The organism is Marisediminitalea aggregata, from assembly GCF_900129565.1.
In the GTDB taxonomy this organism is placed as follows: domain Bacteria; phylum Pseudomonadota; class Gammaproteobacteria; order Enterobacterales; family Alteromonadaceae; genus Alteromonas; species Alteromonas aggregata.
In genome coordinates this window covers 211,253-227,097 of the sequence record NZ_FQWD01000004.1, presented here as the reverse complement: position 1 = coordinate 227,097, position 15,845 = coordinate 211,253, and the positions used below count along the sequence as shown (strand labels likewise).

13 protein-coding genes are annotated in these 15,845 nt (G+C 47.7%); 10 read left to right on the top strand and 3 right to left on the bottom strand.

Annotated elements, in window-relative coordinates:
* Position 1: 1 nt before the first annotated feature.
* From BUB81_RS12570 to BUB81_RS12535, 8 genes are read left to right on the top strand one after another with little or no spacing between them, the layout of a single operon-like run.
* Positions 2-631 (top strand): HEAT repeat domain-containing protein, encoded by a 630-nt coding sequence (locus BUB81_RS12570; protein ID WP_073323276.1) that lies wholly within the window; start codon positions 2-4, stop codon positions 629-631.
* A complete protein-coding gene (locus BUB81_RS12565; protein ID WP_073323274.1) occupies positions 624-1,490 on the top strand; it encodes a CheR family methyltransferase in 867 nt (288 codons plus the stop codon). Before BUB81_RS12570 ends, BUB81_RS12565 begins: the two co-directional genes overlap by 8 nt.
* The gene (locus BUB81_RS12560; protein WP_073323272.1) at positions 1,490-1,867 is read left to right on the top strand and encodes a response regulator; all 378 of its coding nucleotides are present in this window, start codon (positions 1,490-1,492) and stop codon (positions 1,865-1,867) included. Before BUB81_RS12565 ends, BUB81_RS12560 begins: the two co-directional genes overlap by 1 nt.
* Positions 1,860-4,451 (top strand): chemotaxis protein CheA, encoded by a 2,592-nt coding sequence (locus BUB81_RS12555; RefSeq protein WP_073323270.1) that lies wholly within the window; start codon positions 1,860-1,862, stop codon positions 4,449-4,451. Before BUB81_RS12560 ends, BUB81_RS12555 begins: the two co-directional genes overlap by 8 nt.
* The gene (locus BUB81_RS12550) at positions 4,442-4,687 is read left to right on the top strand and encodes a hypothetical protein (protein ID WP_073323268.1); all 246 of its coding nucleotides are present in this window, start codon (positions 4,442-4,444) and stop codon (positions 4,685-4,687) included. The genes BUB81_RS12555 and BUB81_RS12550 overlap by 10 nt, the downstream gene beginning before the upstream one ends.
* A 2-nt stretch (positions 4,688-4,689) precedes the next feature.
* On the top strand, positions 4,690-5,430 hold the full coding sequence (locus BUB81_RS12545) for a ParA family protein (RefSeq protein ID WP_162359794.1): 741 nt from the start codon (positions 4,690-4,692) through the stop codon (positions 5,428-5,430).
* Positions 5,431-5,439: 9 nt separating this feature from the next.
* Complete coding sequence (locus tag BUB81_RS12540; protein ID WP_073323264.1) at positions 5,440-5,808, top strand: response regulator; 369 nt, start codon at positions 5,440-5,442, stop codon at positions 5,806-5,808.
* Between the two features lie 10 nt (positions 5,809-5,818).
* Complete coding sequence (locus BUB81_RS12535; RefSeq protein WP_073323262.1) at positions 5,819-7,114, top strand: methyl-accepting chemotaxis protein; 1,296 nt, start codon at positions 5,819-5,821, stop codon at positions 7,112-7,114.
* An 82-nt stretch (positions 7,115-7,196) separates the two neighbouring features.
* Here the strand turns inward: BUB81_RS12535 and BUB81_RS12530 are convergent, their stop codons facing one another.
* Together BUB81_RS12530 and BUB81_RS12525 are read right to left on the bottom strand one after the other, a co-directional pair.
* On the bottom strand, positions 7,197-9,116 hold the full coding sequence (locus BUB81_RS12530; RefSeq protein WP_073323260.1) for a methyl-accepting chemotaxis protein: 1,920 nt from the start codon (positions 9,114-9,116) through the stop codon (positions 7,197-7,199).
* A 295-nt stretch (positions 9,117-9,411) separates the two neighbouring features.
* Positions 9,412-10,143, bottom strand: a complete 732-nt coding sequence (locus BUB81_RS12525; protein WP_073323258.1) for a FadR/GntR family transcriptional regulator — start codon at positions 10,141-10,143, stop codon at positions 9,412-9,414.
* Between the two features lie 333 nt (positions 10,144-10,476).
* Between BUB81_RS12525 and BUB81_RS12520 the strand changes: the two genes are divergently transcribed.
* Entirely contained in the window at positions 10,477-11,208 is a 732-nt protein-coding gene (locus tag BUB81_RS12520; RefSeq protein WP_073323256.1) for a FadR/GntR family transcriptional regulator, read from the top strand.
* A gap of 126 nt (positions 11,209-11,334) precedes the next feature.
* Here BUB81_RS12520 and BUB81_RS12515 read toward each other — a convergent pair whose 3' ends face one another.
* Complete coding sequence (locus tag BUB81_RS12515; RefSeq protein ID WP_073323254.1) at positions 11,335-14,346, bottom strand: TonB-dependent receptor; 3,012 nt, start codon at positions 14,344-14,346, stop codon at positions 11,335-11,337.
* Positions 14,347-14,769: 423 nt separating this feature from the next.
* On the opposite strand from BUB81_RS12515, the gene BUB81_RS12510 reads away from it, so the two are divergent.
* Entirely contained in the window at positions 14,770-15,834 is a 1,065-nt protein-coding gene (locus BUB81_RS12510; RefSeq protein ID WP_073323252.1) for a class I mannose-6-phosphate isomerase, read from the top strand.
* Positions 15,835-15,845 lie beyond the last annotated feature (11 nt).

Below are 15,845 nucleotides of genomic sequence, written 5' to 3'. Positions count from 1 at the left end.
AATGGGATTAAAAAAGAAAACAACTACCGTGCTGTCACCTGAGCCGCCTGAAGAGGCTAAATCGGTCGATGAGTTGTGTCATTTGTTACAAAGTCCCGATGCAGATATTCGTCGCGATGCCGCACAGCAATTAATAGGTGAACCAAAAGCAGCGAGTGCACTGATGGCACGCGTTCCCGATGAAGCCGATGAGTCTGTTATCGAGGTATTGTTCAGTGCAATCCAGTCTGTGGTAGATGAAAGCCTTGTGCCGGATATTGCCCAGTGTCTTAAATCAGACAGCGCTCAGGTGCGCAATGCAGCCATTCAACTATTTCAACTGCAGCCTCAGTTGTTTGCTAAACACGTACTAGAGCTGCTGAGTGACGAGGATACCGATACACGTATTTTTGCCGTCGATATCATTGGCGCCATTCAACATCACGATGCACGCACTTGGCTGCATCAGGTCATTCAGTCTGACAGCAGTATCAACGTGGTGGGAACCGCAATCGACAAGCTAAGTGAAATTGGTGATGTGTCGAGCTTACCTGTGCTTGAGAGTGCCCGGACAAAATTCGCTGACAATGGCTATATTTGTTTTGCCATTGATACCGTCAGCAAACAGTTGGTGGATTGCGCTAATGAATGATATAGCCCAAGAAACTGTAGAACAGATCAGCGAAGCGGATTTCGAGCGCTTCCGCAGTCTGTTTTACCGCAAAACCGGGATCTTCTTCGAACCGTCAAAACGCTATTTTGTCGACAAGAGACTGTATGAGCGTATGAAAGAAACGGGACACGCTAATTTCCGTTCATACTTTACCTTCATGCGCTTTCAGGCGTCTGGCGAGGAGTTTCAGAGCCTGGTAAATGCGATGACTGTGAACGAAACTTATTTCTTCCGTGAGCACTATCAGTTTGAAGCCATGGTCAGCTGCCTGATGGACGAACTCAGTGACATTCGTCCGCCGGGCAAGGATTTGCGGATATGGTCAGTGCCATCCAGTACCGGTGAAGAGCCTTACAGCATTGCTATTTATCTGCTCGAATACTGGCGAGGTCTGGCTGAGCGGGACGTGGAAATCGTTTCGTCAGACATAGATAGCCGGGTATTAGAACAAGCCAAAAAAGGGCTGTATTCGAAACGTTCTATTCAGAATATTCCGGCTCCTGTGGTGAACAAATACTTCAAGAAAACTGGCAACGACTATCAGTTGTGTGACGATATTCGCGAGTCAGTGTCGTTCTGTTTAATCAATATTCTGGCAGCAAAGGAGAGTCGCTCGCTATCGCGCTTCGACCTGATTTTCTGCCGCAACTTACTTATTTACTTCGACGACCAGTCTCGTCAACGCGCAGCGCAGGTCCTTTACGATGCGTTAAACCCAGGCGGCTTCATCTTTCTGGGACATTCAGAGTCAATGAGTCGAATTTGTTCACTGTTTAAAGTCAGAAAGGTGGGCGATGTGATTGTGTATCAAAAACCACTCACCGGGGGTAGCCGCTAATGAAAACTATCATGATCGTTGATGACGCCACGACAGTGCGCTGCTACCACAAAGCCATCGTTGCCAATGCTACGCGACATATCGAAGAAGCCGAAAACGGCATTGAGGCACTGGAGAAAGCCACCGGTAAAGACATTGATTTGTTTATGGTAGATGTCAACATGCCGAAAATGGATGGCTATCGCTTGTGTCAGGCCATTCGTGCCAGCGACGAACTCAATGCAGTGCCCATCATTATGATTAGCACAGAGTCTGAGACCAAGGATGCGAATAAGGCGTTTAGCGTCGGTGCGAATTTCTATCTGAATAAGCCGGTAGACGCCAATGAGCTAAGTACCCTGGTGTCGCTGATGTTAGGCGAGGTAAGTTATGAGTGATTTACTGCACGTTTTCATTGGCGAGTCCCGGGAAAACCTTGAGTCTGCCAGTCTGCTTCTCGAAAAACTGCACAGCGATGGCTATTCACAGGACGCTATCGACAATGTCTTTCGGGACTTACACACCATCAAAGGGTCGTCAGATTTATTTGATATAAAACCTCTGACGTCGTTAGCTCACGCTGCGGAAGATTTGTTGGATAGCCTGAGAGATGGCAGCACGCCCTTAAATGAATCGCTGTGCGACCTGTTACTGGAAGCACTGGATCAAATATCCAATTGGTTTGATGAGCTGGAATCCGGTAGTGAAAACGTAGAGAAGTGGCAACCGATCTCCACTGAACTGGCCGGTAGGATCCGAGCTTGTATTCATGCCGACACAGACGATGCTGATGGCGGTGAAAGCGAGCAGGCCGCCCAGCAGAGTGAAGCCTCATCTAGTGTGAGTGCCGCACCGACAAGTTTTTTAGCGCTAGGTAGTCAAACGCAATTACAGTGTATCGAAGCGGCGTTAGAGTGCGAACAACCCCTATGGCAGGTGAATTACACTCCGGATTTTGATTGTTTTTTCCGGGGAGAAGACCCGCTAACGGTTGCTACAAATACGCCTGAGCTTATTGCCATTCAGGTCACGCCGTCAAAAGACGCGCTGAACGATGTCTTTCAATGTCACCTGGGCATTGTTGTGCATAGCAGTGCCGATGACACCGCCATTGCCAATCACTTTGCGTATTACGAAGGCCAGTATCAGCGTGAGAGCATTGCCCTTGGACAACTGGTAAGCGCATTCTGGGCTGCGAGTGAGGAGTACCTGGTTGCTGCCGAGCAAGGCGAGCTTTGGCAGGCTTATCTCGATGGCGATATGCAGCACAGCGCACGTCTGGCAGAGATGGTCGGCATGGGCGAGGATGTGACGCCAGAAGAAGCCGCAATGTGTCGTATCTTCCAGCTTATTTGCCAGTCAGACACGTTAACGGCGTTACTGGAAAGTGTCACCCACCCAGCCGATAACGACAGCGTGGATGTATCAGCCGACACGCCGTTACAGCAAAATCAAGCCAATGAAACGCCGGAAGATACCGGGGTGAATCAAGCTCGTAATGAAATCCTGTCGCAGCAGCTCATCATACTTCAGTCGATGAATAACAATGCCGATTCTCCGGTGTTCCCATCGGTTAAACGCATCGTCACCGGACTGCTGGGCCAATCTCACACTCAGGGGGCAAGTACCCCGAACCAGCTGGCAAATGCCATTGAACAGTTGCTTAACGCGACTACTCCTGTCGAAACAGAGGACGCGCCAGACGAGTTAGTAACACCTGTGGTTGAGGAATCAACGGCAGCGCCAGAAACAACTGAAACTGTTTCCGAGACTGCAGAGTCGGCACCAAAACAAGAACGTCAGGCGCCGAAAACACTGAAAGTGAATCAGGAGAAAATCGACTACCTGATGGACCTGATTGGTGAATTAACGGTAGCAAAAAACTCACTGCCGTATCTTGCTAAACAAGCTGAAGACATTCAGGAAGGCCGCAAGCTGAGCAAGCAGATCAAGGCTCATTTTTCTATTGTTAACCGCCTGACAGAAGAGCTGCAAAGCGCCGTGTTGCAAATCAGAATGGTGCCGGTTTCCCACGTATTCCAACGCTATCCCCGGTTGGTGAGAGAGTTGGCCAGAAAACTTAACAAGAAAATCGATCTGGTTATGCAAGGTGAAGACACCGAGTTTGATAAGAACCTGATTGAATCCTTGTCAGAACCACTGATTCATCTGTTGCGCAATAGTATCGACCACGGCATCGAAGCCCCGTCAGATCGTGGTGTTGCAGGTAAATCTGAAACCGGCACCATTGTGCTGAGTGCCATGCCTCAGGACGACAATGTGGTGATCGAAATCCGTGATGATGGTAAAGGCATCGATGCTGAAAAGATAAAAATGCTGGCGTACCAAAAAGGGATCATCCAGGAGCATCAGCTTGATACGCTAACCGAAGAAGAGTCACTGCAGCTGATTTTTGCCGCTGGCTTTTCGACCAGCGAACAGGTGTCTGATTTGTCGGGTCGTGGGGTAGGAATGGATGCGGTGCGCACCATGGTTGCACAGGCGGGTGGCACCATTGAAATGCAAAGTAAAGTCGGTGAGGGCACCCAGTTCAAACTGATTCTGCCGCAAACCATGTCGGTAAATCGCATCATGATGTTCGAAGTGAACCACCAAATGTTTGGCATTGGTCTGGATTCTGTGGTGGAAACCGTGAAGGTGTCGCAGCGCGATATTGAAATGATCCGCAACAACCCCGTGTTGATGCTGCGTGAAAAAATTATCCCACTGCATTGTTTACGTACCCTGCTGCAATTGCCTGTCAGCGACAACGAGTCCGATGAAGTGTGTGTGCTGGTGGTAAATAACGGCCAGGGCGATTTCGGTTTAATCATCGACAAGTTCCACGAGGGCATTGATGTGATTCAGAAGCCGCTTGAAGGGGTCATGGCCGGATTCAATCACTTCTCAGGTACCGCCTTGTTGGGCGATGGCCGGGTATTACTCATTATTAACCTGCAGGAGTTGTTGTCATGCCGATAGTTGCTAAACAGAAGGTGATTGTACTGGACGGCCACTGTGAAATTGATGCTGCCGAAGAGCTTGAGCAATGGCTGGTGTCGCATCCCAAAGGTCAGGTTAATGCCAAAAAGTTGGTGAGTGCTCATACCGCCGTTCTTCAGGTGCTTATTTATCATCGACCCGCGTTCAGCGTGTGGCCGGAAGCCGGACACTGGCAATGGCTGAGACAGGCAATGACAAACGGGAGGGAGGCATGATTTTGGCGCGCGTAACTGTAGTGGCAAACCGCAAGGGCGGCACAGCAAAAACCACCACTGTGGTTAACCTGGCCCACGAAATTGCCCGTTGTAACAAACGTGTACTGGTCATTGATTGCGACAACCAGGGACAAGTAGAGGAAGGATTCAAAGCCATGTGTAAGGACGCTGAACTTACTAGCCCTGGCTGGTTACAGAACCAGTCATTTTTTAAAGGGCTGGCCAAAGTAAGTGAGTATTTACACATTTGCCAACCCAATCAGGAAAAGTTTATCGCACCAGACGATTTAACCTGGTTGGGCGCGCTTGTTAACCATGCGTCGGTGCAACAAGACTACGACTATGTCGTCATCGATACGCCGCCGACGCTCGGCACCGTGCTGCTTGGGGCCATGAGCGTAGCCGATACCATCGTGGTGCCTGCCGAACCGACGCCTCTGGCATCCAGCGGGGTCATTAAACTGGTTAACACCTGCATGCAAGCGGTGAGAAAACGCCAGTTGAAAGCACAGCAGATCTTGTTGTTACCTGTCATGGTCGACAAGCAATTGAAACTGCACCGACAAATTCTACAACACTGGGAGGCGCGATTCGGACAGCGTCGCATTCTGCCTTTTATCCGAAGAAACATTACCCTGGCGGAAGCATTTGCCAGCCAGCAACCTGTGCAGTTATATGCGCCCGATTCAAACGGTGCCAGAGACTATCAGCAGTTATGTTCAGATTTTATGCAATACGTATGAGGAAAAGTTATGGCCACTATTCACTTAATTGACGACTCAGCCACTATGCTGATGAGTATGGAGATGTTACTAAAACGGGCCGGGTACGATGTTATCAAATCGCCGGATGGTCCGTCTGCACTGGATACATTGGCAAGTGCCTCTCCCAAGTTGATCATCACAGATTTAAACATGCCGGGAATGAACGGCATAGAACTAATTAAAAATATAAAACAGAACGGCAAATTTCGATTTACGCCGATTCTGATGCTAACCACAGAGTCTCAGCAAACCCGACGCGATGAAGCAAAGCAAGCAGGTGCCACCGGCTGGCTGGTTAAGCCAGTAGAGCCAGAACAACTGCTAGGCATAGTGAAGCAACTTGTACCAGCCGCTTAAGGGGGCAGTTATGCAAGATTTAACACAAAAATACCACCAGTACATGACGCGCTTGCAGCCATTGTGGGGCAAGGTGAAGTCTACCGTTATTGCCTATCAGTGTGCGCTGGTCGGCACCGGTGCGGTAGCGGTAGGGTGGGGCCTTACCTCGCTGGTTTCCCAGTGGGTAGTGTTGGCACCAGAGTGGGTTGCTCTGACAGCAAGCCTGTTGACTAGCGGAACCTGGTTGGTCTGGAGTGGACTGGTCTCGCAAAAGCAAAAACAAGCCATTAAAGACGAGGTGGCAGCGGCCTCAGCCTATTTAGACATGACGTCTGAGCAGCTGCATAAAACCCACACTCAGGTGGAAGATTACGCTGCTATCCTGAATGGTCAAATTGATGGTATATCCAACATTACCGAAGATGCATCGATGGAATTGATGCGGGCCTTGTATGACATAGAAAGTGCCATTCAGGATGGCATTGATGGTATTCAGAGTTCAGAGAAAGACTCAGCAGAGATTCAACAAGCCAGCAGTCGCGAGATTCAGGCAGTGAACGAGCGCCTGGAAGAAATAACTCAATTGATCAGCTCACAGCGCGAGCAAGATGAGGCTCACAACAAAGCTATTCAGGAAGTGCTGCAGGAAATCGATAAACTCAAAGAGCTTACCGAACTGGTGAAAAACATTGCATTTCAGACTAACTTGCTGGCCCTGAATGCGGCTATCGAAGCCGCCAGAGCCGGGGAGTACGGGCGGGGGTTTGCCGTAGTAGCGGAGCAGGTTCGAACCCTGTCTAGCCAGTCTTCTGAAGCCGCCGAGAGAATCGAAACGGGCATCAAGTCAGCGTTGTCGACAGCTAAAGTACATGGCGAAAAGCTAATGAACACCTCTAACAGTACTGAAACGTGCGAAATGTTAACCTCGTTCTCTGAGTCGTTGGCAAATGTCACAGAGCACTACCGTAAACTGGAAGCGTTTTGTCCGCAAATGCTGGCATGTTTTACCGGCAGTGCGAAAACGGTGGCGGCAAAAGTCAGTGGCGCCATAGGCAAAATTCAGTTCCAGGACATTATTCGTCAGCGTGCGGAACACGTGAAGTTCGAGCATCAGGCGCTGGTAGATTTGTTCGGTCAGTTTTCCAGCTATATCGACCAACGTAAAACATTCGATGACACCTTCAACCTGTCGACGGCAGAGATGTTTGAAAAATATGTCATGGAAGACCAACGAAAAATACATTTTGATTTATCGTCAAAGCATGAGGTGACGGAACCTTCGCCCGCCGAGGCTGCGAGAGAGCCGAAGATAGAGTTATTCTGAGTAATTATACCGCAACGCACTGCAGCCGCACCGTTATGCAAACCACTACAATGGACATGCATAACGGCGCGCAGTTAACAAATTAAAAACGGTAACGCTTCAACTGACTTTGCATTTGCTGGATTTGTTCAACCAGACGGGCACAGTTTTCTGACACGGTCGCAGCATACGTCAGATTTTCCTGCCCCACGCTTTGAATGCCACCCAATCGTTTGTTTACCTCTCTGGCAATCTCGTTCTGGTGACTGGCCATGCCGGATGTTTCCTGGTTCAACGTGGTGATAGTCGCAACGGCACCCAAGGATTTTTCTAATGAGGTCCCGGCATTTTGCGTGACTTCTACTGTTGCATAGGCGTTTTCTTTGTTATTTTGCATTTTCTGTGACGCTTCTCTGCTGCCTTGTTGTAAGCGCTCAATCATAATGCGAATTTCCTCAGTGGACGTTTGCGTGCGACTAGCCAGGGATCTTACTTCATCGGCAACCACGGCAAATCCGCGGCCTTGTTCTCCGGCCCGGGCAGCTTCGATGGCCGCATTCAAGGCCAGTAAATTGGTTTGTTCAGCAATGTTGCGGATCACGTCCATGACTCCGCTAATTTCTTCGCTGGCTTTAGCCAGCTCATTTATTACCTGGACGGACGCATCAACATCCTGTGCCTGGGCCTCGATGTCTTTGATGGTTGCAGACAATACACTGACACTGGTGCGAGTATCAGCATCTGCGGCCGACGCTGCTTCTGACGCGCGTTCTATATTTTCACACACCGCCGCGGCGTTTTGCTGAAGCTGAGTAATGGCACTGTCGATGGCCTTCGATTCGTTCGACAAGGCCGATACGCTGTTACTGGAACGCTGTGCCGTGTCGTTAAGTTGTTGAGACTGGCTCAGCATTGCATCTGTAGCGGATGAGACGGATTGCAATGTGTGCTGCAATTGTTCAAGTAGCTTATTGAACCCCCGTGACATCTGGCCAAATTCATCACTTCTGGCAGCATTAAAACGAAACGTGAGGTTACCCTCACCAGAGGCAAGATCGTTGACGACGGTGATGAATTCATCCAAAGGCTTGCCAACGATATGGTTAATCAGCACAAATATAGTGGCTAACACAGCTGCACTGGCGAGGATTATCTTAATCAGGACAGTGAATACCGCTGCGCTGACCATGCCGGATTTCTCGCTCTCTGAAGCAACCAGAACCAGGTCATAGCCCCATTTCTCAAAGGGGACAACTACAGAAGACCATGCATCCTTGTCTTGCAGCGCTCGCTCAACGTCGGCATCGTTAATATGGCTGGAATGCATGCGAATATTACCTTTGCCGTCGCGCAACGCTACGAAGCCCTCTTCAAGCAGGCGGCTTTGGCTAATGGCTTGTTCGAGGACCTTCAGATCAGCAGAATAACCCACATACCAGATGCCGATGACTTGTCCTGCGGCGTTTTTCATTGGTTCATAGCCGGTCAGATAAGGGCTGCCGAGAATATCGACGGCACCATAGTAGGCTGTGCCCTTGACAATATTTGCCATCGCTTTGCCTTGTGGTGCTAACTTAGTGCCTATTGCACGCTGTCCGTCTTTGATAACGTTGGTGCTAACCCGTATGTAATCTTCACCCGTTTTACTGAAAAGTGTTGCAGTACCGCCCATGACGGCGGTCAGGTTGTCAACCAGCGTAAAGTCATTGGCCTGGGGCTGATTACCAAGGTATAACTGTCTGGCTGAGGTCGTTTTTACCATCACATTGTCGCCCTGTGATGGCATGCCAATGTCAAGGCCGCGTTGCTTCAACAAGGTTATACTGCTCTTAACCCGTTCCTGTATAAGGCTATCAGTAACGGTAAGAATGTTGAGTAAACGATCGGCAACCTGCTGTTTCTGTTTTGCAACCTGTTCGTCGACAGATGACGCTGTGGTAAACACCGTAATGCCCGCAATGACAAGAGCAAATACGGCAATCACGATGGAAATAGCAGCTAAAAACTTACGCTGAATAGACATAGGGGCTCCCACTAAAACTTCCTGAGGCAACGCATCCCTGTGCCAATGGTTAGATTGTTATTCAGCAATAAATGTAGTTTATCTTGCGTAAAAGGGGAATTGGAATCAGGGAAAAACGATAAAACCAGAACAAGTATTAAAATCAGCAGTATGTACAACGCTTATACAAACGTAATTAAAGTGATGGGGTAGTTGATTTTGGTCAACAAATTGGTAATAATTAAAAGGCTGAAAAATAAACTCATCAGAGTACCCTAAGTATGAAAGTAAAGGGCGTTACGCCCTTTTTTCGTATCTATTGCCGTAAGTGAGATAGTGAATATAAATCCCGCGTTTTATCTGTCTTACGCTTAATTTCCTCAAGTGCCTTCGCCTCGCTGGCATCGAATAACGCATTGATTAATCTGTTGAAATGGTCATGCATGGCGCGGCGTGCAGCACATGCATCGCGGTTAGATATGGCATTGTAAATTTTGGTGTGTTCCTGAAGGCGCTGTTCGCAGCTTTGCGAGCAAACATCACTGTAAGCATCTATTATCCGTGGTGACGTCCGTCGAATGTGCCAAAGGTTCTCCACGCAATTTACGACAGCCGTGTTTCTGGTGGCCTCAGCAATAATGGCATGGAATCGTTGATCAGCCTGATCGGCATTGTCTGCCGTTTTCATATCAGACAGAGTTTGCTGAATAGCCAGCAGTTCAGCATCAGTGATTGAGTGTGCAGCGAGCGCGGCCGCTTCACCTTCTACCAGGGCTCTGGCTTGAGTCAATTCAAAAGCACTAATGATTTTTTCCGCTAAAGCAGAGGTATGTTGAGCCGTTACATAGACGCCTGAACCGGTCTTAACTTCTACCCGCTCGCGAACTTCTAACGCAATAATGGCTTCGCGAATAGTAGGTCTGCTGACGTCGTACATCTCTGCCAATTCTCGCTCCGGGGGAAGCCGACTTCCGGCAGAGTAGACCCCACTGTCGATTAATGCTTCGACATTATTCACTATATTCCAAAATAAACGCTGTGTTTTCATCGCGATTTCTCTTTTAGTCACATTTGTTGGTCATACCATTTTGTAATCTGCTATAAAAATGTCATACAATTACGGTGTGCCACGATATATATGGGTCATGTTAAGTGTTACAAAACCACAATGTACTCATAAATGGGTGTGTATTCGTTAGTAACGTATTGGCTTTGATTAAAATGGTTGACCAATGGCATTTTATTGGTTTGAATTTGTTTTATCAACTGATTAACGAGTGTTTAACAATTTAGTCTGTGCTTTGCATGAGATAAATAATTCAGGCTACAATCGCACAGAGCACTTCTTATAATAAGTACAGAGTTTTAGGGGATCGGTACCATGAAAAAGCGTCGTCGCTTTTGGACAGTTGTAGAAAAACTAGAAGATTTGATTGACCAAGGTGTCTATCCGCCCGGCAGCCGGCTTCCCCCGGAGCGAGAATTGGCAGAGATGTACGACGTCAGCAGACCTACTATTCGCGAAGCCATTATTGCGTTAGAAGTTCGTGAGCGGGTAGAAGTTAAGACCAGTTCAGGGGTTTATGTCACGCAATCTACACGGGAAGAAAAACAGTCCAAACCGATTAGCGCTTTTGAATTGACTCAAGCCAGAGCCCTGGTAGAAGGTGAAGCGGCCGCGCTTGCTGCTGCTACGATTCAGCCAGATGAACTCGAGGCGCTAAAGCAGACTCTCATCGATATGAAAAACCCAAAGTTGGCTGAAGAGGCTGATTTACATTTTCATGAGATCATTGCCAAAGCGACGCGTAACAATGCCATTGAAATGTCGATTAATAACTTGTGGGATATTCGCAGAACCGACCCGGAAATCATTGCTGCTTACCAGGATGTTTGTTCGCAGAGTATCAACGACAGGTTGCAGGAACACACCGCTATCTATGAAGCGATAGCAAAAAAGGATTCATCGACAGCCAGAAAAGCCATGCATAGTCACTTCAACCGTTTGATTAATGCGTTGTTTGCTGCCAGTGAGGCACGTGCGCTGGAAGAGATTAAACGTAAAACTGATGAAACCAGAGGCTTATATTCTATCTCTCATCTCACGCAGTAATCAGTGAGTTGATTCAACGTTGAAAAGCCAGCATTTGTAGCTGGCTTTTTTGTTTGCACTTTCTGGATGGCAAAAAAAAGTAAGTCCGAAGACTTACTTTTTTACGTTAACTCAATTGGAAGGGAGTTAAAAACGGTAGCTGGCGCCTACTGTAAGACGTCGGTCAGTTAACCCTTGGAAGCACAACAGTGCGCCCTCGTTAACACAAGACTGGGTGACGTCAGACTTGGTCAGGTTAATGGCCTCAATACCCACATTGAGCTTTTCATTTACATCGTAATTAACACTGGCGTTCAACTGGCCACGGTCATGGGTGACAACCGGGAAGCCCAGCGTACTGTTGCGAGTTGCCCCGCCGGCGGTATCGTCGGTACGGAACGCTTCACGCCAGGTATATCTTACCCGCGCAGAAAGTCCGAACTTCTCATAGAAAACAGTAACGTTGTAAGCGTTCTCTGAGAAATCGAGTAATCCCTGGACTGCCTCGACAGTCACAAACTGACTATCGTCGTATATACCATTAATCGCATTGAAAATGTCGGTACCACGAGTCGCTGACGAATCGGTTGCGTCACCGCCATCAAAATCCTGAATGGTATAATTGGCCAGAATACCAAATCCTGACGCCCAACCGAGCTCGCTTTCAAATTCAGACAGATCGTACTGTACAGCAAATTCCAAACCTTGCTGAGTAGTGCTGCCTGAATCATTGATAGTGGTCTCAATGGGTACACACAAACCATTACCGTCTACGTCTGATAGTACATTACGGTCTGGCAGTGGGTTGAAAATACCGCCGCCCTCACAGGGGGCTGTGATATCCCGGTAGCCATTTTCATCCACTTCTACATCTTCTAACTGAGTAACAAACAGGTTGGTCCGTTTTTTGTGGAAGTAACCCACGCTAACAACGGCCGCAGGTGCAAAGTACCATTCCGCGGCGATATCAAAGGAGACAACCTCTTCAGGTTCTAAGTCTGGGTTACCGATTTGAACAGCATTGTTCGGGCCGGTACCGAACTCTACCGAGGTAGAGAGTGCGTCAAAGTTCGGGCGGCGAATGTCTTTGCCCCAGCCCAAACGTACCAGTACGTCATCAGCAGGATTTGCCACAATGTTCAGTCTTGGTAAAAAGAAACTGTAGTCACCGCTGGTCGTGACTTGTGTTACCACGTCACTACCTTCTGCAACGGTGTTGCCCAAAGAGTCGATATCGGTTTGCACATATCGCGCACCGAAGTTTCCACGGAAAATACCGTATTCGAAATTTGCCTGAGCATACAGAGCATGTGTTTTTTCTTCGATGTCAAAGAAAGCCGTAGTACTGGAAGATGGATCTGACAGGGTGCGGGCTCCGGGTTGAGAGGCAAGTGCATCCTGTAAGCTGCTCAGTACGCGCTCCGGATCATTGAACGACAGATTGGGATCAATAAGCAGAAAGTTTCGAAACGCCAGCTCTCTTCCATCAGCGGAACCGAAATTACTCGGGCCAGGCACAAGTAAGTCTGCAAACAGAGAACCATTAGGACTGTCAGACATGCGGCTTAAACCAATACTTGAACCAACGTCATCGAAAGTACTTGCTGATTTGTTGAATCGGTAACCAAAGTCTACTGACATCAGATAGTCATTATCGAAGAAATACGTAAAGTCTGCGCGAAATGCATCTTCTGAATTTTCAGTGGTATCACGTCCTACAGTAACTGCATCCAAAACAACGTTATTGGGGTTTAGCAGATCATCTACGGTAGGTGCGTATGGTGAGTCGAAGTTTATCCCAAATGTAAGAGCACCGCCGGTAAGGTCATAAATAAAAGGAACGCTGTTATCGTTACTGGTGCCGTCTAATGGCGCATTCGGGTTAATGAAATTAAGCGTAGTGCTTAAATTCGGATTTACCGTGTCAGACGTTGAGCTTGATAATTCGACACTTGCGAATAAGTGATCGCCTTGCCATTCACCACCAATACGGAAAATCTCGCTTTTGGTGACACGGGCACCGGTATCGCTGGAAAAACGTAAATTTGGATCGTCATCATCGACATCCAGGTTAGGCTCGATGACGCCACGAACGGCGACTGGAATGCTGCCGAGGACAACGCCATCAAGTGTACCAAAGTTTACGGTTTCGAATTCACTGGGCACATTGTAGTCCAATACACTGCTAACACCCGAGCCCTGAACCCTTGAGCTATCCTGACGACGTTCCTGATCATTGATGACTGCATCGAAGAAAAATTTGGTGTTGTCATTGGGAGCCCATTCAAATGATGCGGCCAGATTTTTGGTTTCATATTCGTAGTTTTCAAGTTCCTGGTTCAGGAATTGAATACCAACAAAATCAAAGCTTTGAGCTGCAGGGCGTGCAGATGGATCCTGTTCATTGCCGCCGCGAACTACCGTTGCATTAACATTTTCTACCAGGCCACCATCGCGGTCGACACGAGGACGAAATGACGTTGCTTCCTGTTCGGTATAGCTACCACTTAACACGAAACCAAATTTACCTGAGCTGGTTTCCCAGTTCTTACCAAATGCACCCGATATCCGTGGTTGCATACCGTCAGTGGTTAGACTGCTATCCTCACCCTGAACGCGAATATTGCCAAGCGTTTCAGTGAGCTCCAGAGGTCGAATTGTTCTCAGGTTCACTGTGCCACCCACGGAACCTTCAATGGTTTTTGCCTCTGGTGATTTGGTCACTTCTACCGCGGAAATAATAGATGCGTTAACGTCTTCAAAATCAATACCGCCACGACCTGAGCCAGAGCCCACTGTCGATACCCCATTGATTTCGGTGCGGTTCGCATTAGTACCACGGATTTGAACACCTGTACCAATCCCCGCAGTACGAGTAATCTGAATACCCGTGACGTTTTCTAATACTTCAGCCAGGTTCTGATCAGGTAATTTTCCGATATCCACTGCTTGAATAACTTCAATCAGGTTATCTGATGAGCGCTTTTCTGCTAGCGCATTAGTAAGTGATTGTCGAATTCCCGAGACCTGAATGACTTCGACCAGATCTGCATCTGGTGAAGATTCGGTTGCCGATTCCTGAGCGAGCGCAGCCGATGAGACCTGCAGTGCAGTGGCTGAGAGTACCGCCAGGGAAATTTTAGATAGTTTGTGCCCCATAGTGTTTTCCTGTGTCTTTCAGTTTCATAGCGTATTACCAATTTGCTTTGCATGGCCAGTAAAAGTTTCACAAAGCGTTTACGTTATATTTACAGGTAAATGTCAATAGGTCAACCTTTTGGTAATATAATTTGGCTTAATTTGTTTTTGTTTGTTTATTACCAATATAGTTTGTGGTGATAGTGGTGATGTTGTGTCTCTTACATGTAGGTAAAAATGGTTATAAATATCAGTTGCTTAGTATTTTGTCCGTAATTGTTGATTTGAGTTTTTACGTGACGATGTGCAGCGCGTTCATGCCGCCACTAGTTAGCTGGTTGTTTCTTTTTTCTATTGTTCACTGTGAAGCTGATTGAAATATTGGTTGACCAATAATTGTCATTTGGTTAATTTGTTGTGAATGTTAAGCGATAAGGAATGACCATGTCTGGCATTATTAAATTTGCAGCAAACCGAGTCTGGCGCACATACCAGGGAGGTAAGTTGTTGGACGAAATGCAGAAAAAGGCATGTCCAGCAGACAGCAGTTTTCCTGAAGATTGGATCGGCTCGATGGTTCAGGCGACAAATGCGGGCAGAGAAGCCCTATCGGAAGGTCTGAGTATGATTACAAGTGAAAGCGGCGAGTTAACGCCGTTTAAATCACTGGTTTTGAGTGAACCTGATTTTTATCTTGGCCAGGGTTGTGAAGTAGAGGATGTGCCACTGGTTAAGTATCTGGACAGTGCGACTCGTTTGCATTTTCAGGTTCACCCCAGCCGAGAATTTGCTAAGCAGCGATTAGGCTCTTCTCGCGGTAAAACAGAAGCTTATGTCATATTAGCCATAAGAGATGACATACAACAACCTTATATTTACGCGGGGTTCCAACGCCCTCCTTCCCGCAAACAGTTAAAGAGCTGGATTGAACAACAGAATATCGACGAGATAGAAGGTTGCTTTGACAAAATCCCGGTAAAACCCGGGGACGTCTTTCTTATTCCAGGGGGAAGGCCCCATGCTTTAGGAGAAGGGATTTTGATGCTGGAAATAATGGAGCCGTCAGATCTAGCCGTGCGATTTGAGTTCGAGCGATGCGGATACGTTATTCCGGAAGCCGCACGTTTTATGAATCGCGATATTGAAACCGCGCTTGACGTGTTTGACTTTTCACCTGTAACAGGCGAAAGCATTGATTCGACATTTCGTTGTTCGCCTGAATTAATACTAGATGAAAACGGCGGAAATAGGCTGGAAAGTCTAATAGATTCCCATCACACGCCATGTTTTCGTGTAAGGCGCGCGACAACAAAAGGCATCTTCTCTCGCCGTGAGACTTCTTGCTTTTACGGTATTGTCGCAGAAGGCTGCGGGATGATTAAAACGGAAAACCAGTCATTAATGCTGAATCAATGGGATCGTTTTTTTTGCCCGGCCGGCGTAGAGGCATTTAGCTACCACAGTGATCAAAACATGACGGTACTGGAATGTTATCCAGGCGGACTGTAGACGTTATTAAC

Coding starts and splice junctions, on each gene's coding strand:
- BUB81_RS12570 (WP_073323276.1), top strand. CDS start 2: ATGGGATTAAAAAAGAAAACAACTACCGTGCTGTCACCTGAGCCGCCT.
- BUB81_RS12565 (WP_073323274.1), top strand. CDS start 624: ATGAATGATATAGCCCAAGAAACTGTAGAACAGATCAGCGAAGCGGAT.
- BUB81_RS12560 (WP_073323272.1), top strand. CDS start 1,490: ATGAAAACTATCATGATCGTTGATGACGCCACGACAGTGCGCTGCTAC.
- BUB81_RS12555 (WP_073323270.1), top strand. CDS start 1,860: ATGAGTGATTTACTGCACGTTTTCATTGGCGAGTCCCGGGAAAACCTT.
- BUB81_RS12550 (WP_073323268.1), top strand. CDS start 4,442: ATGCCGATAGTTGCTAAACAGAAGGTGATTGTACTGGACGGCCACTGT.
- BUB81_RS12540 (WP_073323264.1), top strand. CDS start 5,440: ATGGCCACTATTCACTTAATTGACGACTCAGCCACTATGCTGATGAGT.
- BUB81_RS12535 (WP_073323262.1), top strand. CDS start 5,819: ATGCAAGATTTAACACAAAAATACCACCAGTACATGACGCGCTTGCAG.
- BUB81_RS12530 (WP_073323260.1), bottom strand. CDS start 9,116: ATGTCTATTCAGCGTAAGTTTTTAGCTGCTATTTCCATCGTGATTGCC.
- BUB81_RS12525 (WP_073323258.1), bottom strand. CDS start 10,143: ATGAAAACACAGCGTTTATTTTGGAATATAGTGAATAATGTCGAAGCA.
- BUB81_RS12520 (WP_073323256.1), top strand. CDS start 10,477: ATGAAAAAGCGTCGTCGCTTTTGGACAGTTGTAGAAAAACTAGAAGAT.
- BUB81_RS12515 (WP_073323254.1), bottom strand. CDS start 14,346: ATGGGGCACAAACTATCTAAAATTTCCCTGGCGGTACTCTCAGCCACT.
- BUB81_RS12510 (WP_073323252.1), top strand. CDS start 14,770: ATGTCTGGCATTATTAAATTTGCAGCAAACCGAGTCTGGCGCACATAC.